A 23,827-nucleotide genomic window follows, 5' to 3' on the forward strand; every position below is an offset into this window, starting at 1 on the left:
AAATTTGGGGACAAAAATGAGCAAACTCGCGGAATTCAAAGCGCTTGAAGCGCAGCTCGCTGAGCAGCTAAAGCAGCTTGATGCGATGAAAAACGACAACGAACTCAAGAAAGAGATCGAGTTCGAGCAAAAGCTTCGCGGCCTGCTCGCTGAGTACGGCTTCTCGCTGCGCGAAGTTAAGCTAATCCTCGACCCACATGCCCGTCCAGATCGCGCTCCAGCAGCAGCTGGCCAGCGCAAAGAACGCGCTGTAAAGGTTTACATTAATCCGAACAACGGAGAGCGCGTTGAGACCAAGGGTGGGAACCACAAGGTGCTGAAAGCCTGGAAAGAGCAGTACGGTGCTGAGGCTGTGGAGTCCTGGTTGCAGTAATCGGTATTTAGCCTGCACCTGTTCGGTTCATGACCTCGGGTGCAGTTTCAGTCGCCTAAGGACTTCTCTTCATAGTCTTGGAATCTGATTGATACCTCTTCTGGCATATATATTGGCTCGTTTGATGAGAAATCCAATATCTTCATATGCGTCCTCCCAAACCTTTCGTAGTCTTCGGCTGTTCTCCCGTCCGGATAGAAGGGAACTATATCCCCGAACTGATTAGATTGCTCATCAAATACTGTGGGCACAGCTATTTGCAAAAAAGTATTGCCAAAGCCAATTATAAATATTGCATTTGGAATATTATTTGGTTCTAATCTGACTAATAGTCTGTATATACACGCCTTCAATTTACCGCCAGGAATTTTCATCTCGTACAGCCACAATTTTTGGTATGGCTGTGGTGATGAATCTTCTGGCGACATGCACCACTCAATTGCCGGTCTAAATAATTCAACAGCTGAGGGATTGTCAATTGTAGAAACTGCGATCTTGCAAAGAGCCTTGTAGGCTCTAGCTGGTATAAATTTAGGCCGATCCAGTGTCATATGCACAAGCTTTGAATTCAGATCAGCCGATATAAATCCATCAGTACCAGCCACAATCTTTATGTTGTGATCGGAGCTTGCACGAATTCTTGACTTGTCCTTTCCCAAGTAGCCTGGAATAGCCTCTCGACCTTTTACAAAACCAAACGTACGGAACGGCCTTGTATATTTATCTAGATGATCTTCTAAGTGCTTTGAAGTAAAAGAGTTGCAAGAATCACACTCCACCCTCAAAACCAATTGCTTATTTCCAAAGAACCTGGGTATTGCATGGGCTTCGTTTCGAAACGTCACTTCAGGCTCAGATTTGCAGCAAAACCTACAAATTTTGCTTTCCTTATCTCCAATGTGTTTTTTGTACCCAGCAGAACATACCCCCGCAGCAACATACCCAAATTGTGAAAAAAAATCATCCATTTCAAACCTCTTAAAAATCAGTCTCAGGGAGGTTTTGGTATCGCATGTTACCGCCAGCAACACTATAGATGGTCATTTCAATGGTATCGTATCGAGTTCCGTCATGCTCCTTTATTTGACGAAGCTCAAATGACTGTGACTTATAGTTACATCCATTTTTGACATCTTTATATGCTACAAAGTAACTACCAGGATCTACTTTATTCATTGTAAATTTCTGGCCTGCTGGAATATAAACACTCCTGATTGTTGAGTTTCCAAAATTTTTTTTCAGCTTCACAAAGATGGGAAGGCCTGCTTTTGTATTGTCAATTGTAACTGTTGAAAGGCCGTTTGCTGCGAGTACGGGCTCACCCTTTACATAACCTGCGCTGGCTGGCCATGCATTACCATTCGGCGCCTTCGGCATTGCTACGCATGCCGGCTGCACTGGCTTTGCAGGTTGTACTAGCAGGTTTGTTTGCGCTTGATTTGATGTTTGCGGTTTTGGTGTGTACGAAGCTGGAGCAGCAGATGGGCGATATGTGCTAGTTCGCACATGATTCTTATATAATTCAACCCCAATAAAAACACATATTCCGGCAAGTAGATAAAATCGCCAAAACCTTAGCAGATGAACAATTATTCTGACAGGCAGTAATAGCAACAGGACAAAATCAGACGGCGGCTTGCTGCCGGTTCGAACTGATGCTTGCGTTGCTGCGCGAGCATTCGCTTGTTTTACTGAACTAGAAGCTTCTTCGTGCTGCGATTTCGATTGAAAATATTCTCTCGCCAAATGCTCCTCTTCAGCAGCAATCCACTCGTCGTGGGCTCTGCGCTTATCTACATCAGAAAGCACTGCATATGCTTCGTTGAGCATTTGCATGATCCGTGAAGCATCTTGATCACCAGGGTTGCGGTCTGGGTGATATTTTTGCGAAAGAGTTTTATATGCCGCCCTGATCACTTCTGACGGAGCGTTTCTAGCGACCTTGAGGTTGTCGTAATGTGTACGAACTCGGGGGAGCATTTTTACATCCCTGTGCTGTCATATCTTCAGATGATGCCACAACGCCACGCCATCACCCAGCCCTCGGCAGCTCCCTCCAGCTACTCGTGTACGACGGCGACAGCATCTCCCTTTTCATCTGCCACACCCTTCCACCAGGCCAAATCGTACCCACCCGAACCGCTCCCCTGCCGTACCGCTGGTTCAGCAGATCAATCGTCTCCATCAACCTCCCCACATTCTTCCTCGGCGGCTCAGCAAACAGATCCGGCGTGTACCCATCTGCTGGGCAAAGGTTTGTTAGCAAAACGCCGACTTTCGAATACGCGTAGCCCTTCCTGAAGATGCGCTCCAACGCACGGGTGGCGGCCTGGGTCATGAGCAAGGTGTCGTTAGTAGGATGAGGTAGGATGCAGCGGACGCTGTTGAAGTAGCGCTCCCTGTCTTCGACGAAGCCTGAGGTTTGAAGGCTGATGACCATTTCTTCGGCCAGCGATCCTTGCTCCCGCAATTTCTCTGCTGCACGTGCGACGTAGCTGGCCAGGGCCTCTTTGATGGGCTGGATCTGCCGCAGCTTGGTGCCAAACATCTTGCTACTACAGATCTCTTTCTTGAGATCGGGAGCTTGGTGCATGCGTAACCATTCCTCGCCGCATAGCTCTCTCGCTGTTCGTTCAAGAACGCGGCCAAATGTCTTCCGGATCATTGATGGATCAGCCTGGGCAAGATCCCAAGCGGTCTTGATATTCATGACCTCCAGGCTTTTGGATAGTCTACGACCGACGCCCCAAACCTCGCCCACGGGAGCAATCTTAAGGAGATTGTCCCGCCGTGCAGGGTCAGTCAGATCTACCACGCCACCGGTCTTCTGCCATTTCTTTGCGGCGAAATTGGCGAGCTTTGCGAGCGTTTTGGTGTGAGCGATGCCGACACCTACAGGCATGCTTGTTTCGCTCCAGACGCGCTCTTTGATGCCCCTACCGATGGCAGTCAGATCACCGGGCAGGCCCGTCAGGTCGGCCCAGCATTCATCGATGCTGTACTGCTCGATATCAGGCACACAGCTGTGGATGCAGCGCATGACCTTGTTAGACACGTCAGCGTACAGCGTGTAGTTGCTCGAAAAAGCCTGGACGCCGAGCTGGCGAAGCTCTTCTCGGATTTCGAAATACGCAGCGCCCATAGCGATTCCAAGCTGCTTGGCTTCACGTGTGCGAGCGATGACGCAGCCGTCGTTATTGCTCAAAACAACAATGGGCGTGTTCGCAAGCTCAGGCCGAAAGATACGTTCGCAGCTCGCGTAGAAGCTGTTGCAGTCGATCAGCGCGTAGACCCTCTGACTCATGGGCGGAGGTCTCGGAAGAGGAAATCGACGATACCCCACAAGGCCACCTCGCCCTGTTCGGCCAGCCTCTCGCATTGACCGTCACGGTCTATCGTGACGAGAGAGCGCTTTTTCTCAGTGTCAGTGAGTATCGAACAGAGCTTAAATTCATGGTCGATCACGACGATTGCAGCTCGTCCAGGGTTCGCCTGGCCGACTCGGTTAACGACGAGCACATCGTTTTTGTAGATGCCGAGGCCTGCCAGAGCATCTGAATCGGCGATCCACAACCAGATGTGCGGAGCGCCCAGGCCAACGTATTCGTCGATACTAAGCGGCCCCTGCTCATGATCGCCAGCGGGGCTCTGAAAGCCAGTTATCTTCAGCTTTTCGGGCGACAAGCATAGGCGCTCAATGCGGCGTCCTGGTGTTGAAAATGCGGTATTCATCGGACTGCTCAAAATACTGGTTATGCATACAGTATAGTCAGTTTTTTTGAACGGCAAAGAGGGTGAGCGATGTGCGGCGGCGTAGAAATTTCTGGTAAGTACACGCGGACGGGTGAGCAGTTGAAGATCTATTTTCCCAACCCCAAAGCTGCCCTACCAGTGCTCGCTGGTGATGGTCAGGAGGTCTTATGGTTGCCGTGGGGTCGGCGCAGGGAACAGGCCGGCAAGGGGCCTCAGGGTGGATGGGCGCGGCTATCGTCGATTGATGAGGGGCGCTGGGAGAAGTACGGGCCGATGCGTGTCCGCATCCCTGTTCAGCGGTTTATGGAGAAGGATGGGGAGAAGGTAAGTCACTGGTTCGAGCTAGAGCCAGGCCAGGTAATCGAGGGGCTTGTGGTTGGTGAAGGTGAGAAGCAACGCGTCTACGTAATCACTACTTCGCCACCAGCCGAACATGCATGGGTGCATGACAGGTGGCCATTGGTCAGTTTTTAACCAACCAAGAAGTAGTTACTGAAGTAGTTACTAAGGATGGCGTCCCCGGCAGGAATCGAACCTGCACCAGAGTCTTAGGAGGACCCCGTTCTATCCATTAAACTACAGGGACGGATAGGCTGTATCCCTAGAGCCACAAGGCCTTCAGGATTAATCAAATGTCTAAAGCGTTGCAAGCACCTGCATCGTACCAACGCTTCCCAAAGTAGATAGCTCTAGCCCTTAGGAGGGGCTTATTCTATCCGTTGAACTAAGGGGACACGGCCGTATTCGCAACGGCCGGGCGGCATCTTAGCGACGACCGGCGCATTTGTCATGTCGCGATCCGTTCGCGGCCTAGCGCTGCCAGCCGTGGGCAACCGCCGCTGAAGTTGTCGAGGCACGTATGCCGGACAGGCCACCGTGCAGGCGCTCCAGCGCCATGCGGTCGGCTATCGCGGTGGTCGTCTCGCCTTCCCGCTCGGCGCGCTGGAAGATTTCCGTCAGGGTCGGGCCGATGCTCTCGATATGCGCCTTGAGTTCGGCGGCGCTGCCACCGGTGCGCTCGTAGCAGACATCGATGATGCCGCCGGCATTGATCGCGTAGTCCGGCGCATACAGGCAGTCACGGCGACGCAGCAGCTCGGCCAGGCTGGCGTCGGCCAGCTGGTTGTTGGCCGCGCCGGCGATGATCGGCGCACGCAGGTTCTCGAGGCTCTGCAGATTGATGATCGCGCCCAGAGCACAAGGCGCGAACACGTCGACATCCAGGCCATAGATATCCTGCTGAGCCACCGCCGTGGCACCGAGCTGGCTGACCGCGCGCTGCACGCTGGCCTCGAAGATATCGGTCACCCACAGCTGCGCACCGGCCTGTTTGAGCAGCTTGCCAAGGTGGAAGCCGACCTGCCCTACTCCCTGGATGGCCACACGCACGCCGTTCAGATCCGCCCGCCCCATGCGATGCGCGACCGCGGCCTGGATGCCGATAAATACGCCGTAGGCGGTCGAGGGCGACGGATCGCCATCGCGGCTGCCACCGCCGAAGGCCTCGCGCTGCCCGGCACCGGCGACATGACGCGTGCGCTCGGCCATGATGCGCATCTCGTTCACGCCGGTGCCGGAGTCCGCCGCGGTGACGTAGCGTCCGCCCAGGCTGTCGACGAAGTCGCCCATGGCCTGGAACAGTGCCTCGCTCTTGCCGCTGTGCGGGTCGCCGATGATCACCGCCTTGCCACCTCCGAGCGGCAGACATGCCAGCGCAGACTTGTAGGTCATGCCACGTGACAGACGCAGTACATCGCGCAAGGCCTCGTCGTCGTTGGCGTAGTTCCACATGCGGCAACCGCCGAGCGCCGGGCCGAGCGTGCTGTCGTGAATGGCGATGATGGCTTTCAGGCCGCTGGCCTGGTCGTGGCCGTAGACCACCTGTTCGTGCTGGTCGAAGTCGACATGAGTGAAGACGGACATCGAATCACCTCGGTATTCAGATCGTAAAAGGCCATCCCCCTCCCGCACGGGAGGGGGTGGCAAGGGGGATGCTTGAAGAATCAGGCAGCCGGTTCGAACAGCTGCACCGCCGCGATCTCGCTGACGGTCATGCGGGCCTTGAGCTGCACGGCCTGCTCGCGCACCTTGGCCATGGCGGCTTCCTTGACGTGGCCATAGCCGCGCACCTGCTCCGGCAGTTCGGCCAGCGCCACGGCGGTGCGGTAGTTGTCCGCGTTCAGTTCGCTGAGCAGGTAGGCCAGGTTGGCCTCGTACTCCTCGATCAGCTCACGTTCCAGACGTCGCTCGGTGCTGTACCCGAAGGGGTCGAGCACCGTACCGCGGAGGAACTTGAAGCGCGCCAGCAGCGCGAACGCCTTGAGCATCCAGGGACCGAAGCTGCGCTTGCGCGGCTCGCCGGTCACCGCATCGGGCTTGCTCAACCAGCTCGGTGCCAGATGGAACTGCAGCTGGTAGTCGCCCTCGAACTGCTCTTCCAGGCGCTTGCGGAACGTCGCCTCGCTGTACAGGCGCGCCACTTCGTACTCGTCCTTGTAGGCCAGCAGCTTGAAGTAATAACGCGCGACCGCCTTGCTCAGCGCCTGCCCGGCGTCGCTATCCGCCTGGCGCACACGCTCGACCAGCGCCCGGTAACGTTCGGCGTAGGCGCCGTTCTGGTAAAGCCTCAGGCGCTGCATGCGGTCGGCGACGATCTCGTCCAGCGTGCTGCAATGCGGAGCCTCGACCACCTTGGGCGCGGCGAGCTTCTCCACCGCAGCCATGTCATGTGCCGCGCGCCGCCCCCAGAGGAACGCCTGCTGGTTCAACTGCACGGCCACACCATTGAGTTCGATGGCCTTGTCGATGGCCTCGGCCGAAACCGGCACCAGGCCACGCTGGTAGGCAAAACCGAGCATGAACAGGTTGGTGGCGATGCTGTCGCCGAGCAGGCGCGTGGCCAGGCGCGTTGCATCGACAAAGCGGGTCTTGCCCTCGCCCACCGCCTCGCTGATCGCTTCGCGCATGGCCGCGCCCGGCACCTGGGCATCGGGGTTGCGGGTGAATTCGGCGGTGGCCGACTCGTGACTGTTGATCACCGCATGGGCGATCTTGTCATTGAGCTTGGCCAGCGATTCCTCGCTGGAAGCCACCACCAGGTCGCAACCCAGCAACAGGTCGGTTTCCCCAGCCGCGATACGCACCGCGTAGATGTCGCTCTGCCGCGCGGCGATACGGATATGGGTGATCACCGGGCCGAACTTCTGCGCCAGGCCGGCCTGGTCGAGTACGGTACAGCCCTTGCCTTCGATATGCGCGGCCATGCCCAGCAGCGCACCGACGGTGGTCACGCCACTGCCGCCCACACCGGGCAGCAGAATGTTCCAGGGACGCGTCAGCGCAGGCTGTTTCGGCTCCGGCAAGGCGATGAACAGGGCACCCAGGCCCACGGCCTCGGGCTTGCGCAAGCCGCCGCCATGCACGGTGACGAAGCTCGGGCAGAAACCTTCGAGGCAGCTGTAGTCCTTGTTGCAGGCGCTCTGGTCGATCTCGCGCTTGCGCCCCAGTTCGGTCTCCAGCGGCAGCACCGACAGGCAGTTGGACTTGACGCTGCAATCGCCGCAGCCTTCGCACACGTCCGGGTTGATGAACACGCGCTTGGCCGGGTCGACCAGCTTGCCGCGCTTGCGCCGACGACGCTTTTCGGTCGCGCAGGTCTGGTCGTAGAGAATCACCGAAACGCCCTTGAACTCGCGCAGCTCACGCTGCACGGCGTCCAGTTCGCGGCGGTGATGGAAGGTCACGCCCGGCGCGAAGGTGGCGCGGGTCGGGTACTTGTCCGGCTCGTCGCTGACCAGGGCGATGCGCTTGACGCCCTCGGCATGCACCTGCTGGCTGAGCTGGTCGATGCGCAGCTCGCCGTCGATGGGCTGGCCGCCGGTCATGGCCACCGCGTCGTTGTAGAGGATCTTGTAGGTGATGTTGACCCCGGACGCGACGGCGGCGCGCAAGGCCAGGTGCCCGGAGTGAAAGTAGGTGCCGTCGCCCAGGTTCTGGAACACGTGCGGCGTGTCGGTGAAGGGGGCCTGGCCGATCCAGGTCGCGCCCTCACCGCCCATCTGGGTGAAGGTATCGGTGCTGCGATCCATCCACTGGGTCATGTAGTGGCAACCGATGCCGCCGAGCGCGCGACTGCCTTCCGGTACCTTGGTCGAGCTGTTGTGCGGGCAGCCGGAGCAGAAGTGCGGGGTGCGCACGGTCTTGTGCTTGGGCGCGGCCAGGGCCTTTTCCTTGGCGTCGAGGAAGGCCAGGCGTTCCTCGATGACCGGGCTGCTGTAGATCGGCGCCAGGCGCCTGGCGATCACCCGGGCGATCATCGCCGGGGTCAGCTCACCCAGGTTGGGCAGCAGGGAACCACCCTGTTCGTCGAACTCGCCAACCACGCGCGGGCGCTTGCCCACCGGCCAGTTGTAGAGCTGACCGGTCAATTGGTCCTCGATGATGCTGCGTTTTTCCTCCACCACCAGGATTTCGTCCAGCCCTTCGGCGAACTGGTGCACGGACACCGGCTCCAGCGGCCAGCTCATGCCGACCTTGAGCACACGCAGACCGACCTTGGCGCACAGCACCTCGTCCAGGCCCAGATCATCCAGGGCCTGGCGCACGTCCAGGTAGGACTTGCCGGTGGTGATGATGCCCAGGCGCGGGTTCGGCGAATCGAGCTTCACCTGGTTGAGGTTGTTGGCCAGCGCGAAGGCGCGCGCGGCATAGATCTTGTAGACATTGAGGCGCTTTTCCTGCGCCAGCGGCGGGTCCGGCCAGCGGATGTGCACGCCATCCTCGGGCAGTTGGAAGTCCTCGGGAATCTTGATCTGGATACGTAGCGGGTCGACATCCACCACAGCCGAGGAGTCGACGTTCTCGGCGATGGTCTTTAGCGCCACCCAGCAACCGCTGTAGCGCGACAGCTCCCAGCCGATGATGCCGTAGTCCAGGACCTCCTGAACGTTGGCCGGGTTGAGCACCGGAATCGACGCAGCGATGAAGGCATGCTCGCTCTGATGAGCGATGGTCGAGGACTTGCAGCCATGGTCGTCGCCCGCCAGCAGCAGCACGCCGCCATGCCTGGAGACGCCGGCCGAGTTGCCATGCTTGAACACGTCGCCGCTGCGGTCCACGCCAGGGCCCTTGCCGTACCACATGGCGAACACGCCGTCGTAGCGCGCCCCCGGGAACAGGTTGGCCTGCTGGCTGCCCCACACGGCCGTCGCCCCGAGTTCCTCGTTGACGCCCGGCTGGAAGTGAATGTGGTTCTGCTTGAGGTAGTCGCGCGCGTCCCACAGGCTCTTGTCCAGGCCGCCCAGGGGCGAGCCGCGATAGCCGGAGATGAAACACGCGGTATTGAGACCGAAGGCGGCGTCACGCTGCTTCTGCAGCATGGGCAGGCGGGTCAGGGCCTGGGTGCCGGTCAGGTAGAGATGACCGGTGGCGAGGCGATATTTGTCATCCAGGCGGATTTCGGCCAGGGACATGGAGCGCTCCTTTTATTCTTATGGCGAGCACGGGGAGCGCGACGGTAAACACGCTCCGTTGCATCCGGCCGCAGGATCACCACGACGGATTTGCCTAAAGCATGACTGGAGGGTTCCGCTTTTTTCTTTCTATTTTTCAGATTGCAGGCCAATACTTCGCATGATCCCTCCAACAATCACAAGAAAATGGAAATAGTCATGCAGGACAAGCTCAGCGCTATCGACCGCCGAATTCTCCGCCTGCTGCAACACAATGCCGACCTCTCCGCCGCCGAGGTGGCCGAGAAGGTCGAGCTGTCGCAGTCACCCTGCTGGCGACGCATCCATCGCATGCAGGAAGACGGGCTGATCGAGCGCAAGGTCGCGCTGCTCAGCCACAAGCGTCTGGGATTCGGCATCACCGTGTTCGTCGACATCAAGCTGTCGGCGCACGGTCGCGGCAATCTGGATGAGTTCGAACAAGCCGTGGTCGGCTATCCGCAGGTGCTGGAGTGCTACAGCATGGCCGGCAGCTCGGACTACCTGCTCAAGGTGGTGGCCAAGGACATCGCCGACTACGAGCGCTTCCTGCGCGATCACCTGCTGCAACGCCCGCATGTGCACGAAGCGCATTCGCACATCGCCATGAGCGAGGTCAAACGCACCACCGAACTGCCGCTGGATTGAACCCCGGCTGCAGGAAACACCTGCGTAGGGTGCGCCGTGCGCACCGACAGACCGGCGCCAATGTCACAGGTGCGCATGGCGCACCCTACAAGAGGCGCAAAGCCCTATTTATTGGTAGGCCCGGCGTCTGCGCCAGGCCGCCAGCAGCGAGGGGCCAAGGGCTGTCAGGGCGGAGCCGAGTACCACCACCACCGCACCGGCGTAGGCGATCCAATTGACCTCCTCGGGCAGCACGTGGTCCGGCCACCAGTTGGAGGCCAGCGCCACGGACACGAAGGTCACCAGCGGCGTCAGCGCCAGGGTGGCACTGACCCGCGAAGCTTCCCAATGCGCCAGCGCCTCGGCGAAGGCGCCGTAGGCCACCAAGGTATTGAGACAGCAGGCCAACAGCAACCAGCCTTGCAGCGGGCTCAGCTCCAGCACTTGTAGCGGCTGCGCCCAGGGCGTCAGCAGCAAGGCGCAGGACAGGTAGATGACCATCATCACCTGCACCGAACTCCACAGCGTCAGCAGCTGCTTCTGCGCCAGACCATAGAAGGTCCAGACGAAGGCAGCGGCGAGCACGGTCAGCACGCCGGTGGTGTAGGTCGTCAGCGAAGTCAGCAATTCGCCCAGGCGCTGATTGAAGAACAGCCCGAAGCCCAGCAGCATCACCATCAGGCCCAATGCCTGCCCCAGGCTGAAACGCTCGCGGAAGATGAACAGGCTGCTGATCAGCAGCAGTATCGGCGCCACCTGAATCACCAGTTGCGTGGTGCCGGGACTCAGCAGCCTGAGTCCGACCAGGTACAGCACATAGTTCGCCGTCAGCCCGCCGATGGCCAGGGCCAGCAGCCAGGCACCCTTGCGCCCCAGCGGGCGGAAACGTGGCAAACGGCGAGCGGCGGCGAGGTAGGCCAGCAGCAGCGAACCCGCCACCGTCAGGCGATACCAGGTGACCGTGACCGGGTCCATGACCTGCAGAACTTCTTTCAGTTTGATCGGCAGGATGCCCCAGAGCAGCGACGTGAGCAGGGCAAGGAGCAGGCCGTATATCCAGCGGCCAGAGGAGATGTGCATGGCGACCTCAGCAGAGCGATCGAGCGAGCCTGTCGAACGCAGCCGGCCATTTTAGAAGAGATGTACCCACCAACACAGTGACAGTTCTGCCTGGTTACTCTGCTCAACTGTACCGCCACAGCCGCAAGTACCGTCAGCAGTCCGGCGCCAAAATCCATAAAAATCAGCGAATCGGCGGGCAACTAGGCGCCAACGTCAACCACTGGTCGTTTAGCCAAACAGGCCGTTCTGCTCGCAGTAGACTGATGATATCCAGCACGCGCAGATGGAGCTCTCGCCATGTTCGGCCAACGCAACGTCGATCCACAGCCCGGCACGCATTACCGCAGCTCTCGCCTGAGCGCGGTCAACGGCCAATACTTTTTCGCCACCCGTGAAGGCACATTGGAAGGCCCCTATCTGTCGCGGCACGATGCCGAACAGAGCATTCTGCGTTACATAGAGCGGATGGCCATGGCCGACAAACTGATACGCCACAGCAGCGAACATATCGACAACCTACAGCGCCGCGACGCGATCAAGCACAACCAGGAGCCTTGACCCTACAGATGGGCCAGCCCGAGGTCCCCACGGTGCGCCGCGAGGTGCGGTAGCACTGCTGCCAGCAAAGGCTCCTTGAAGGCATCCTGGAAGCGATGGGCCAACCCTGGAATCAGCTTCAGTTCCGAGCCCTTGATATGCGCTGCGACATGCACGCCATGCATTACCGGTAGCAACGGGTCGGCAGTGCCATGCACCACCAGCGTCGGCACGGCCAGGCGATTGAGCAGCTCGACCCGGCTCGACTCGGCGAGAATCGCCAGCAACTGGCGCTGCACGCCCTCAGGGTTGAATGCCCGGTCATAGGCCACTTCAGCCTGGTGCAACAGCAACGCGCGATCATCCTTGACCGAGGGGCTGCCCAGCGCAGCGAGCAAATCGGCCTGCTGTTGCAGCGCTGCCTCGCGACTGCCGGCCTCACGCCGCGCCAGCAGCGCGACCAGCGCATCGCTGGGCGCAGGCAAGCCCTGGGCGCCGGAGCTGGTCATCACCAATGTCAGGCTGAGTACCCGCTGCGGCGCCAGGTCAGCCAGGTGCTGGGCGATCATGCCGCCCATGCTCGCACCCAGGACGTGAAAGGTGCCGACACCCAAGTCGTCCATCAAACCCAGGGCATCGCCCGCCATGTCACGCAGGTGGTACGGCGCGCCCAGCGACAACCCCAAGCGGTAGCGCAGCACTTCATAGGGCAGGTTGATACCCGGCGCGGGTTGCCGCCAGCTACTCAGACCGACATCGCGATTATCGAAACGAATGACCCGAAAACCCTGCTGGCACAAGCGCTCGACCACCTCATCGGGCCAGTGGATCAGTTGCCCGCCCAGGCCCATGATCAGCAGCAGCGCCGGGTCGCGCTCGCTGCCAATACTCTGATAAGCCAGGCGAACGTCACCGACATCCGCATAGCGGGTCGGCTCGGATAGATCGCAACGATTGGCAGCAAAAGACTGCACGCCGCACAGCAACGCGGCAATGAAGATGAATGCACGCATGAAAAACACCAGAAACGTAGAACCCCACTGAAACGCGATTCTGGTGAAAGTCATTCGACGGCGCTGCCACACACGCGTGACAGTTTGATGAAGGAGGACGAACGGTTGCCCTGCAAGTGACCAGCGGCACGATGCGGAGCGTGCCCCTCCTCATTTATGCATGGGAGGGGCATCAGCCGCGACCGACTGCAAATCAAGCCAACTCTGCACGCAACTGCTGGGCCGCCGCGACCATATTGACCAACGCGGCCTCGGTCTCGGGCCAACCACGGGTCTTCAACCCGCAATCGGGGTTGACCCACAACCGCTCGAGCGGGATGCGCTGCGCGGCCTTGCGCAGCAAGCCGGCCATCTCGGCGCTGTCGGGGACGCGCGGCGAGTGGATGTCGTAGACGCCCGGGCCGATCTCGTTGGGATAGGCGAACCGTTCGAAGGCGGCCAGCAGCTCCATGTCCGAACGCGAGGTCTCGATGGTGATCACGTCGGCGTCCATCGCCGCGATGGAGTCGATCACGTCGTTGAACTCGCTGTAGCACATGTGCGTGTGGATCTGCGTTTCGTCACGCACGCCGCTGGAGCTCAGGCGAAATGCCTCGGTGGCCCAGTCCAGGTAGCCCTGCCAGGCCGCCTGACGCAGGGGCAGGCCCTCACGGAACGCCGCCTCGTCGATCTGGATGACCTTGATTCCGGCAGCTTCCAGGTCGACCACTTCGTCACGAATGGCCAGCGCCAACTGCCTGGCCTGAACCTCACGCGACACATCTTCCCGCGCGAACGACCACATCAGCATGGTCACTGGCCCGGTCAGCATGCCTTTCACCACCTTGTCGGTCAGGCTCTGCGCGTACTGGATCCATTCCAGGGTCATCGCCCGTGGCCGGCTCAGGTCGCCGACGATCACTGCCGGCTTGACGCAGCGCGACCCGTAGCTCTGCACCCAGCCGAAGCGGGTGAAGGCGTAGCCGTCCAGTTGTTCGGCGAAGTACTCGACCATGTCGTTGCGCTCGGCCTCGCCATGCACCAGCACATCCAGCCCGAGACGTTCCTGTACCTGCACCGCATGACGAATCTCGCTGTGCATGGCCTCAGTGTAGTCGGTCAGGCTCAGCTTACCCTGGCGGAACGACTGCCGCGCCAGACGGATGGCCGAGGTCTGCGGGAAGGAGCCGATGGTGGTGGTCGGCAGCAACGGCAACTGCAGGCGTTCGCGCTGCTTGCCAATACGCGCGGCGAACGGCGACTGGCGCTGAGCATGGCGCGCACGAGTCGCGGTCAGGCGTGCCTGCACCTCGGGCTTGTGAATGCGGGGCGAGGCCGCGCGCGACTCCTGCACTTTACGGTTCGTCTCCAGCGCCGCCTGCACCTCGGCATCCTGCGGCGCTTCCAGGGCCTTGCCCAGCAAGGCGACCTCCTGGCACTTCTGTACCGCAAAGGCCAGCCAGCCTTTCAGCTCGGCGTCGAGCTGGTCTTCACGGGTCAGGTCCACCGGGCAGTGCAGCAACGAGCAGGACGGCGCCACCCACAGCCGCTCGCCCAGGCGTTCATGGGCGTGACGCAGCACGTCGAGTGCCTTGTCCAGATCACAGCGCCAGACATTGCGTCCATTGACCACACCCAGCGACAAAATCTTATAGGCAGGCAAGCGATCGAGAATGGTCGGGTACTGCTCAGGGGCGCGTACGAGATCGATATGCAGACCGTCCACCGGCAGGTTGGCGGCCAGACCGAGGTTATCTTCCAGGCCACCGAAATAGGTGGCGATCAGCTTCTTGCACGGCTCGCGCTGAATCATGTTGTAGGCACGCTCGAAAGCGTTCTTCCAGTCTTGCGGCAAGTCCAGCACCAGAATCGGCTCGTCGATTTGCACCCACTCCACGCCCTGCTCCGCCAGGCGACGGAAGATCTCGCCATAGACCGGCAGCAGACGCTCGAGCAGTTCCAGCTTGTCGATCTCATCGCCCTTGGCCTTGCCCAGCCACAGGTAGGTCAGCGGGCCGATCAGCACCGGTTTGACGCTGTGACCGAGCGCATGTGCCTCCCCGACCTCTTCGAACACCTGCTCCCAGCTCAGGGAGAACTGCTGATCGACAGAGAACTCCGGCACCAGATAGTGATAGTTGCTATCGAACCACTTGGTCAGCTCCTGGGCATGGGCGCCGCCACAGCAGTCGTCACTGACGCCACGGGCCATGGCAAACAGCGTCTGCAGAGTCGGCTTGCCAGTCGTCGGGCGGAAGCGCTCGGGAATCACGCCGAATGCCAAGGAGTGTGCCAGCACCTGGTCGTACCAGGCGAAGTCGCCCACGGGCAGCAGGTCGATACCAGCGTCTTTCTGCAGTTGCCAGTGCTCGGCACGCAAGCGCTGGCCAACGGCGCGCAGCCCGGCCTCGTCCAGCTCACCTTGCCAGTGGGCTTCGAGCGCTTTTTTCAGTTCGCGGTCGCGGCCGATGCGCGGGAAACCCAGGGAATGGGACAGGGACATGTGGTGATGCTCCAGAATCAATCGAGATGGCGCTATTTTCAGTAGCCATTCCAGTTGAGACAAACTCAAGATTTTCGCCTTGATCTAAAGATTTACTCATGTAGGCTGTATGAGCCGTCTTCATCCAGTTACGAAACTGAATGAGTGAAACCTTTATCGAGACCCGCCATGCTTGAGCTACGCCACCTGAAAACCCTGCACGCCCTGCGCGAAACCGACAGCCTGGTGGAGGCCGCCGAGCGCCTGCACCTGACCCAGTCGGCGCTGTCGCACCAGTTCAAGGAGCTCGAGGAGCGTCTCAGCCTGCAACTGTTCGTACGCAAGACCAAGCCGGTGCGTTTCACCAGCGCCGGGCTGCGCCTGTTGCAGCTGGCCGATGCCACCCTGCCCCTGCTGCGCGGCGCCGAGCGTGACCTGGCCCGGCTCGCCGGTGGCACGGCCGGCCGCCTGCACATGGCCATCGAATGCCACAGCTGCTTCCAATGGCTGATGCCGACCATCGACCAATTTCGCGATGCCTGGCCGGAAGTGGAGCTGGACCTGGCTTCGGGCTTTTCCTTCGCGCCGCTGCCCGCCCTGGCGCGCGGCGACCTGGACCTGGTGGTGACCTCGGACCCCGTCGAGCTGGCCGGCATCACCTACGTACCGCTGTTCACCTATGAGGCCCAGTTGGCCGTGGCCAATCAGCACCGGCTGGCCGGTAAGGCCTTTATCCAGCCGGATGACCTGGCCACGGAAACCCTGATCACCTACCCCATCGAGCGTGACCGCCTGGACATCTTCACCCGTTTCCTCGAGCCGGCCGACGTCGAGCCGGCGCAGGTACGCACCTCCGAGCTTACGGTGATGATGATGCAGCTAGTGGCCAGCGGTCGCGGCGTGTGCGGCCTGCCCAATTGGGCGCTGCACGAGTACAGCTCGCGCGGCTACGTCAGCGCCAAGCGTCTGGGTGAGAAAGGCCTGTACTGCACGCTTTACGCGGCGATCCGCAGCGACATGCTCGATGCCCCCTTCATGCGCGACTTCCTACTCACCGCCAAGGACACCTCCTTCGCCAGCCTCGAAGGCGTCAGCGTGGCGCGCTGAGCCTGGTTTAGCCGCACGCCCATTGGGCGAATCAAAGCGTCGCCCCGGGGCGGGGCTCCTACATGAAAGAGCTAGCACCACCCGACCTGTAGGAGCGGCGCCCCGCCGCGAATCGTTCAGCAACACACCGCAAAGCCCACAACTTCCCCCAACACACAACGCCTGAATACCGGCATCTGATGCTGTGGCGCCCAATTGCCTTGTTACAACTCCTGCCTTGCTGCATCGTGACCAACAGTCATAGCATGACCGCCGGTCACAACCTCTTGCGGAACGCCCATGCGCTATCAGGATCAACTGTTCCAGCAGCGTGAAAACGCCCTGCTCGAAGCCGCCCGCCAACTGTTCCAGAGCCAATCCTGGGACCGCGTCACCATCGCCGAAGTCGCGCGTCACGCAGGGATTGGCAAGGGTACCGTGTACAAGCACTTCCCCAGCAAGGAAGCGCTTTACGCACGCCTGGTTCTGGATTGCTCACGCCTGCACCTGACCGAGCTGCAGGCGCTTTCGCAAACGGCTCCGGCCCACGAGGCCATGCGCCGGATGATCCGCCGCGCCTTCGAACTGCTTCTGGCCGACCCACTGCAAGCGCAGCTGTGTCTGCTATGTGACCGGCCTGCCTTTCAGGAACGCCTGGAGCCACCTTATCGCGAGCAGTTCATCGAACTGGAGGGCCAGTACATGGCCTTGTTCAGCCAACTGCTGCGCAGCAGTTTCGCCGAGCTGCAGCTCTCTACCGAGCACTGCCAGCACCTGCTGTGGGGCGTGGAAGCCTGCGTCAACGGTGTGATGGCGCGCATCGCATCGGGCGGCTTCGACCACTGGGCCGACCCCATAGCCTTCGATGCCTACTTCGATCGCGTCACCGACTTCATCATCGCCGGCCTGCGCGGCCAGGCCGCCGCGCTGTTGGCAGCGCCCGCCTCCAATCTGTAAGGCACCGCCATGTTCGCTCAACTCAGTAAACGCCCCTGGATCATTGCTGTCGCCATCGCCGTCGTTCTGCTGCTCTGGCTGTTCAGCGGCGAGCGCTTCACCGCGCACGACGAGGTGCAGGCCGAAACGGATAAACCTGTCGTCAGCAACGAGCTGACCAGGGTCGAGGTACAGTGGCTGGAGGCGCAACCGATGCAGCGCCAGCACGTGGTGCAGGGGCAGATCGAGGCCTGGCGCCGGGTCGAATTGCGCGCGCAGGTCAGCGGCAGCGTGCAGAAGCTGGATCAGGACAAAGGCAATCGTGTCGTCGCCGAGCAACTGCTGCTCAGCCTGTCGCCGGATGACCGACCGGCACAGGTGGCGCGTAGCGAAGCGGACGTGCGCCAGCGCGAGAGCGATGTGACTGCGGCCAAACGCCTGCGTGAACGCAGCCTGATCTCGGCCAGTGAACTGATGCGCCTGGAAAGCGAACTGGCCAAGGCCCGTGCGGAACTCGACAGCGCCCGCCTGCACCTGCGCAACACCCGGATCAAGGCGCCGTTTGCCGGCATCTACGATCAACGCAGCGTCGAACTGGGCGACTACGTGCAGCCCGGACAAAGCCTGCTGACCCTGGTGGATATCGACCGCCTCAAGGTCACGGCGCAGATCGCCCAGCAGCAAGTCACCCAGCTCGCACTGGGCCAGACGGTGACCGTGGAGCTGCTCGACGGGCGCAGGCTGCAGGGCGAACTGCACTTCATCGCCGCGGCAGCCGACCCGGACTCGCGCAGCTTCCGCATCGAGGTCAAAGTAGACAACCCCGACGGCCTGCGTCTGGCAGGCGCCAGCGCCACCCTGCACATTCAGACTGGCGAGGCCATGGCCCACCGGCTCTCTCCCGCCCTGCTCAGCCTGGATGAAAACGGCCGCCACGGCGTCAAGTGGGTCAACGCTGCGCAACGTGTGGAGTTCACGCCAGTCGAGCTGATCAGCGTCGACAACCAGGGGGCCTGGGTCAGCGGTCTGCCGTCGAAAGTCGCACTGATCACCCTCGGCCAGGGCTTCGTCGAAGCGGGCCAGCAGGTGCGCACGCAACTCGCCGCAGAGGGCAGCTGAGATGCACGCACTGATCGCTGCCGCACTCGACCGCAGCCGCACCACCCTGCTGATCCTGCTGTTTCTGCTGTGCGGCGGATTGGTGGCCTACGTGGCCATGCCCAAGGAGTCCAACCCCGACGTCACCATCCCGATGATCTACGTCTCGGTGACGCTGGAAGGCATCAGCCCGGAAGATGGCGACCGTCTGCTGGTGCGCCCGTTGGAACAGGAGCTGCGCAGCCTGGAAGGCGTCAAGGAGATGCGCTCGGTATCCAGTGAAGGACACGCCTCGGTGACCCTGGAGTTCGATGCCGGCTTCGATGCCAAAGTGGCGCTGGCCGACGTCCGCGAGAAGGTCGACACCGCCCGCAGCAAACTGCCCGAAGAAGCCGACGAACCGACGGTGACCGAGGTCAACGTGGCCTTGTTTCCGGTGCTGTCGGTTGGCCTGTCCGGGCCGATTGCCGAGAACGAACTGGTGTACATCGCACGGCGCCTGAAGGAAAACATCGAAGGCATCGGCGAAGTACTGTCAGTGACCATTGGCGGCGACCGCGAAGACCTCATGGAAATCGTCGTCGACCCGCAGGTACTGGACAGCTATGGCATCGACTACAACGAGCTGTTCAACCTGGTCAGCCGCAACAATCGCCTGGTGGCCGCCGGCAGCCTGGACACAGGCGCCGGTCGCATGAGCATGAAGGTTCCAGGCGTCATCGAAGACCTCGAGGACGTCATGAACATGCCGGTCAAGGTGGTCGGCGACAGCGTGGTGACCTTCGCCGACGTCGCCACCATCCGCCGCACCTTCAAGGACCCGACCGGCTTCGCCCGCATCAATGGCCAGCCAGCCATCGTCCTGGAAGTCGCCAAGCGCAGCGGCGCCAACATCATCGAGACCATCGATCAGGTCAAGGCCCTGATGGAACAGGCCAAACCCCTGCTGCCGCCAGGCGTGGAAGTCAGTTACATCATGGATCAGTCGCAGGAAGTGCAGAGCATGCTCGGCGACCTGCTCAACAATGTGCTGACCGCCATCGTCCTGGTACTGATCCTGGTGGTCGCCAGCATGGGCATGCGCTCGGCACTGCTGGTGGGGCTGACCATTCCCGGCGCCTTTCTCAGCGGCATCCTGCTGATCTGGATGCTCGGTTTCACCCTCAACATCGTCGTGCTGTTCAGCCTGATTCTGGTGGCCGGCATGCTGGTCGACGGTGCCATCGTGGTCTCCGAGCTGGCCGACCGCTATCTGCAACAGGGTCAGTCACCGCGCCAGGCCTGGGCCAATGCCGCCACGCGCATGGCCTGGCCGGTGATCGCCTCTACCGCAACGACCTTGGTGGTGTTCCTGCCGCTGTTGTTCTGGCCCGGCGTGGTCGGCCAGTTCATGAAGTATCTGCCCGCCACGGTGATCGTCTGCCTGCTCGCCTCGCTGGCCATGGCCCTGGTGTTTCTGCCGGTGCTCGGGGCGGTCAGCGGTGGCAAAGCACGACCGCAGCTGGCCAGCGACAATCGCGCCGGCAACGCCTACCGCAAGCTGCTGGCAACGCTGCTCAGGCGCCCCGGCCTGACGCTGCTCGGCATGCTTGCGCTGATCGCCCTGATCTATGTCGGCTACGGCCGTTTCAACCACGGCGTGGAATTCTTCCCTGACGTCGAGCCGGAGAGCGCACAGATCTGGCTGCGCGCCCGGGGCGACCTGTCGGTACAGGAGAAGGACGCCCTGCTCAAACAGGTCGAGAAGCAGGTGCTCGGCATGCGTGAGGTCAAGGCGCTTTATGCACGCTCTCTGGCGCAACCGGAAGGCCAACTGGGCGCCGACGTCATAGGTACCTTGCAGTTCCAGTTCGTGGATTGGCACCAGCGGCGTCCGGCCAAGGAAATTCTCGCCGAAATGAGTCAGCGCACCGCCAGCATCCCCGGCGTGGTGCTGGAATTCCGCAAGCAGGAACAGGGCCCCACCGATGGCAAGCCGGTCAAGCTGCAGATCAGCACCCTGGATACGGCGTTGACCGAACAGTGGGTCGAACGCATTCGTAGCGAGATGCATCAGCTTGGGGGCTTTATCGATATCGAGGACGACCGCGCCCTGCCCGGCATCGAATGGCGGCTCAAGGTCGATCGCGAAGCGGCAGCGCGCTTCGGCGCGGATGTGCTGAGCGTCGGCAATGCGGTGCAGATGATCACCAACGGCCTGAAACTGGCGACCTACCGCCCAGAGGATGCCACGGATGAAGTCGACATCCGTGTGCGCCTGCCCGGCAACTGGCGCTCGCTCGACCAGCTCGGCCGTCTGACCCTGAATACGGCGGCCGGCCAGGTGCCGCTGAGCAACTTCGTCGACCTGCAACCCGCACCGAAGGTCGGCACCCTGCGCCGCGTCGATGGCGACCGTACCATCACCCTGCAGGCCGACCTGGCCGAAGGCGCACGCCTGGACGAACGCCTCAAAACCCTACGCGAAGCACTCGGCGAGGTACCAGCAGAGGTGAAAGTGAAGTTCGCCGGCGAGGATGCCGATCAGCGCGAGGCGGCCACCTTCCTGATGACCGCCTTCGTTGTCGCCATCTTCCTCATGGCGATCATCCTGGTGACCCAGTTCAACAGCCTCTACCAGGCGGCGCTGGTGCTGTCAGCGATCGTGCTGTCGACCGCCGGGGTGTTGATCGGCTTGCTGGTCAACGGCCAGTCGTTCGGTATCGTCATGGTCGGCATGGGCCTTATCGCCCTGGCTGGCATCGTGGTGAACAACAACATCATCCTGATCGACACCTACAACCAGTTGCGCAGGCAGGGTCTGGAACCGCGCGAAGCGGCACTGGAAACCGGCAGTCTGCGCCTGCGCCCGGTACTGCTCACCGCCGTGACCACCATTCTCGGCCTGCTGCCGATGGTGCTCAGCATCAACGTTGACCTGGTCACTCCGAGCCTCGGCTTCGGTGCCCCTTCGACGCAGTGGTGGACGCAGCTTTCCAGCGCCATCGCCGGCGGCCTGGCCTTCGCCACACTGCTGACATTGCTGCTGACCCCTTGCCTGCTGGTGCTCGGCGCTCGCTTCGAGCGGCGCCCGCCGCCGCTGGAGACTTATGACGCCGACCTGCTCGACCTGCCGGAGCACCTCATTGCCAAACCCGGCAAGACGCACCTGCAGCGAAGTGACTGACACCCGTGCAACGCACCCAGGCGGTAAAGTGCCAGATATCGCCTAAGCTGCTCGTTACGACAGCTCAAGGGCGGGAAGGAAAAGACGGCAAGGACGCACCTACGAAGCGGGCTCGTGCCACACGAGTACCGCACAGAAACGACAAAGCCCTCCATGAGAGGGCTTTGTCTTGTCGCCAATCCAGCGATCAGCGAGACCGAAACTGAAAACCGAGCTAACGAAGTGTATGGGGTCGGCATCCTGCCTGTTGGCCACTTCGTTAGCCCGGTGACCGGAGAGTAGTCCAGGCAGTGGCGCTGTGCCAAGCCTGAATTACACCGCCTGCCTCACAGAGTCGCGAACCATCAGTCAAGCAGCGTAGTCCAGCCAGCACCCTACACATATATATGTGTACGCCATCACACTTCGCAAATTACAGAACAGAATTGCATATAGCAAAAGCTGACGCCTCACATTGCACAACTAACGAGCACATAAAGCTGAACAATGCGATATAACCATGCATCAGCGCATCGTTTTTATGGCGCCATAAAAATAACGCCATGAAATATGAGACATTTTTTTGACTAAATTAAAACTCAAAAATATAACTCGTTGTTTTTCAATGATTTTTAAAAAAGCGAAAGTTTAACAAAATAAATCAAAACTTCTGGTTCACGTTTTGCTTGAAACTTCAAAACAGCCAACGCTAGTATCCCCCGCACTTCGGTTAGGCCAGAAGCATGCGACGGCGATGATCGCCTTTTCATCCAGGCGTAACTAAACAGGGATATTGGTCAGTGACTGCAATTGACCAGTTCAGTTATTGAGGAGAGGGAACTATGCGGATCAGTATTTTTGGATTGGGTTATGTAGGCGCTGTTTGCGCTGGTTGTCTGTCGGCTCGCGGCCATGAAGTCATAGGCGTCGACGTATCGCAGACCAAGATCGATCTGATCAATCAGGGCAAGTCCCCCATCGTCGAACCCGGCCTGGCCGAACTGCTTGATGCCGGCGTACGTTCCCAGCTGTTGCGCGGTACCACTGACGTCAGCGCCGCGGTTCTGGCCAGCGAACTTTCCTTCATTGCCGTAGGCACGCCGAGCAAACGCAATGGCGACCTCGATCTCGGCTATATGGAGTCTGTGTGCGAACAGATTGGTACGGCTCTGCGCGAGAAAGCGGAACGTCACACCGTCGTAGTGCGCAGCACCGTACTGCCGGGCACGGTCAAGAATGTAGTGATTCCACTGATCGAAAGTGCATCCGGCAAGAAAGCCGGCGTCGACTTCGGCGTCGCAACAAACCCCGAGTTCCTGCGAGAAAGTACCGCGATCAAGGACTATGACTTCCCGGCGATGACCGTCATCGGCGAACTGGACGAACAATCTGGCGACCTGCTTCAGGAGCTGTACAGCGAACTGGACGCCCCGATCATCCGCAAGTCGATCGAAGTCGCCGAGATGATCAAGTACACCTGCAATGTCTGGCATGCAGCCAAAGTGACCTTCGCCAACGAGATCGGCAATATCGCCAAGGCAGTAGGCGTCGACGGCCGCGAAGTCATGGACGTGATCTGCCAGGACCACAAGCTCAACCTCTCCAAGTACTACATGAAGCCCGGCTTTGCCTTTGGCGGCTCCTGCCTGCCCAAGGACGTGCGTGCCCTGAACTACCGCGCCGGTAGCCTGGACGTCGAAGCACCGCTGATTGGCTCGCTGATGCGCAGCAATGCCGCCCAGGTGAAGAAGGCCTTCGACATCGTCACCCACTACGACAAGCGCCGCATCGGCCTGCTCGGCCTGAGCTTCAAGGCCGGTACCGATGACCTGCGCGAAAGCCCGCTGGTAGAACTGGCGGAAATGCTTATCGGCAAGGGCTACGAGCTGAAGATCTTCGACAGCAACGTCGAGTACGCCAGGGTGTTCGGCGCCAACAAGGAATACATCGAGTCAAAGATTCCGCACGTGTCCTCGCTGCTGTGCAAGGAACTAGATGACGTAGTGGAAGCTTCCGACGTACTGATCGTCGGCAACGGCGAGCCGCTTTTCGCCGATGTCCTGAGAGACATCGGCGACGACAAGCAAGTCGTCGATCTGGTCGGGTTCATGGAGCACGCGACTCAGGCCAACAGGGAAGGCATCTGCTGGTAAGCAGAGGCTAACAAGAACAGAGGCGGCACCGACCCGGTGCCGTTCGATTGGTTACGGCGTATGCCGCTTTCCTGCCAATGGTCCTGAATCGGTG

At 60.5% G+C, this 23,827-nt stretch carries 17 protein-coding genes and 1 tRNA gene; 8 read left to right on the forward strand and 10 right to left on the reverse strand.

From position 1 onward, the window contains the following. The first annotated feature begins 16 nt into the window (after window positions 1–16). Window positions 17–373, forward strand: coding sequence for a histone-like nucleoid-structuring protein, MvaT/MvaU family (locus ACJRW5_RS05220; RefSeq protein ID WP_484569469.1), 357 nt, complete (start codon window positions 17–19; stop codon window positions 371–373). A gap of 47 nt (window positions 374–420) precedes the next feature. Here ACJRW5_RS05220 and ACJRW5_RS05225 read toward each other — a convergent pair whose 3' ends face one another. The 7 genes from ACJRW5_RS05225 to ACJRW5_RS05255 form a co-directional block, all read right to left on the reverse strand. Further along, window positions 421–1,341 (reverse strand): HNH endonuclease, encoded by a 921-nt coding sequence (locus tag ACJRW5_RS05225; protein ID WP_484569470.1) that lies wholly within the window; start codon window positions 1,339–1,341, stop codon window positions 421–423. A 10-nt stretch (window positions 1,342–1,351) separates the two neighbouring features. Further along, window positions 1,352–2,353: a J domain-containing protein gene (locus ACJRW5_RS05230; protein WP_484569471.1), complete on the reverse strand. Its 1,002-nt coding sequence runs from the start codon at window positions 2,351–2,353 to the stop codon at window positions 1,352–1,354. A 52-nt stretch (window positions 2,354–2,405) separates the two neighbouring features. Further along, complete coding sequence (locus tag ACJRW5_RS05235) at window positions 2,406–3,677, reverse strand: Y-family DNA polymerase (RefSeq protein ID WP_484569472.1); 1,272 nt, start codon at window positions 3,675–3,677, stop codon at window positions 2,406–2,408. Further along, complete coding sequence (locus ACJRW5_RS05240; protein WP_484569473.1) at window positions 3,674–4,105, reverse strand: LexA family transcriptional regulator; 432 nt, start codon at window positions 4,103–4,105, stop codon at window positions 3,674–3,676. Before ACJRW5_RS05240 ends, ACJRW5_RS05235 begins: the two co-directional genes overlap by 4 nt. 532 nt (window positions 4,106–4,637) lie before the next feature. Next, window positions 4,638–4,712: transfer RNA gene (locus ACJRW5_RS05245), tRNA-Arg, on the reverse strand. Window positions 4,713–4,936: 224 nt separating this feature from the next. After that, window positions 4,937–6,049, reverse strand: a complete 1,113-nt coding sequence (locus ACJRW5_RS05250) for a Leu/Phe/Val dehydrogenase (RefSeq protein WP_484569474.1) — start codon at window positions 6,047–6,049, stop codon at window positions 4,937–4,939. An 80-nt stretch (window positions 6,050–6,129) separates the two neighbouring features. Further along, a complete protein-coding gene (locus tag ACJRW5_RS05255) occupies window positions 6,130–9,597 on the reverse strand; it encodes an indolepyruvate ferredoxin oxidoreductase family protein (protein ID WP_484569475.1) in 3,468 nt (1,155 codons plus the stop codon). Window positions 9,598–9,795: 198 nt separating this feature from the next. Here ACJRW5_RS05255 and ACJRW5_RS05260 point away from each other — a divergent pair, with 198 nt between their 5' ends. Further along, window positions 9,796–10,263, forward strand: coding sequence for an Lrp/AsnC family transcriptional regulator (locus tag ACJRW5_RS05260; RefSeq protein WP_037055653.1), 468 nt, complete (start codon window positions 9,796–9,798; stop codon window positions 10,261–10,263). 108 nt (window positions 10,264–10,371) lie between these two features. On the opposite strand, the gene ACJRW5_RS05265 is transcribed toward ACJRW5_RS05260, so the two are convergent. Further along, on the reverse strand, window positions 10,372–11,322 hold the full coding sequence (locus tag ACJRW5_RS05265; RefSeq protein ID WP_484569476.1) for a DMT family transporter: 951 nt from the start codon (window positions 11,320–11,322) through the stop codon (window positions 10,372–10,374). A gap of 279 nt (window positions 11,323–11,601) precedes the next feature. On the opposite strand from ACJRW5_RS05265, the gene ACJRW5_RS05270 reads away from it, so the two are divergent. After that, window positions 11,602–11,862, forward strand: a complete 261-nt coding sequence (locus ACJRW5_RS05270; RefSeq protein ID WP_484569477.1) for a DUF6316 family protein — start codon at window positions 11,602–11,604, stop codon at window positions 11,860–11,862. A 2-nt stretch (window positions 11,863–11,864) separates the two neighbouring features. On the opposite strand, the gene ACJRW5_RS05275 is transcribed toward ACJRW5_RS05270, so the two are convergent. Both ACJRW5_RS05275 and metE read right to left on the reverse strand, forming a co-directional pair. Then, a complete protein-coding gene (locus ACJRW5_RS05275; RefSeq protein ID WP_484569478.1) occupies window positions 11,865–12,854 on the reverse strand; it encodes an alpha/beta fold hydrolase in 990 nt (329 codons plus the stop codon). A gap of 193 nt (window positions 12,855–13,047) precedes the next feature. Then, entirely contained in the window at window positions 13,048–15,336 is a 2,289-nt protein-coding gene (gene metE / locus ACJRW5_RS05280) for a 5-methyltetrahydropteroyltriglutamate--homocysteine S-methyltransferase (protein ID WP_484569479.1), read from the reverse strand. A 168-nt stretch (window positions 15,337–15,504) separates the two neighbouring features. Between metE and metR the strand changes: the two genes are divergently transcribed. From metR to algD, 5 genes are all read left to right on the forward strand, one after another. Continuing rightward, window positions 15,505–16,422, forward strand: a complete 918-nt coding sequence (gene metR, locus ACJRW5_RS05285) for a transcriptional regulator MetR (protein WP_484569480.1) — start codon at window positions 15,505–15,507, stop codon at window positions 16,420–16,422. Between the two features lie 279 nt (window positions 16,423–16,701). Beyond that, window positions 16,702–17,358 (forward strand): TetR/AcrR family transcriptional regulator, encoded by a 657-nt coding sequence (locus ACJRW5_RS05290; RefSeq protein WP_484569481.1) that lies wholly within the window; start codon window positions 16,702–16,704, stop codon window positions 17,356–17,358. Between the two features lie 9 nt (window positions 17,359–17,367). After that, window positions 17,368–18,456 carry an efflux RND transporter periplasmic adaptor subunit gene (locus ACJRW5_RS05295; protein WP_484569482.1) on the forward strand — a complete coding sequence of 363 codons (1,089 nt, stop codon included), beginning with the start codon at window positions 17,368–17,370 and terminating at the stop codon, window positions 18,454–18,456. A gap of 1 nt (window position 18,457) precedes the next feature. Next, complete coding sequence (locus ACJRW5_RS05300; RefSeq protein ID WP_484569483.1) at window positions 18,458–21,601, forward strand: efflux RND transporter permease subunit; 3,144 nt, start codon at window positions 18,458–18,460, stop codon at window positions 21,599–21,601. 821 nt (window positions 21,602–22,422) lie between these two features. Next, entirely contained in the window at window positions 22,423–23,733 is a 1,311-nt protein-coding gene (algD, locus tag ACJRW5_RS05305) for a GDP-mannose 6-dehydrogenase (protein ID WP_484569484.1), read from the forward strand. Window positions 23,734–23,827 lie beyond the last annotated feature (94 nt).

Source organism: Pseudomonas pichavaramensis (assembly GCF_050473265.1).
GTDB lineage: Bacteria > Pseudomonadota > Gammaproteobacteria > Pseudomonadales > Pseudomonadaceae > Aquipseudomonas.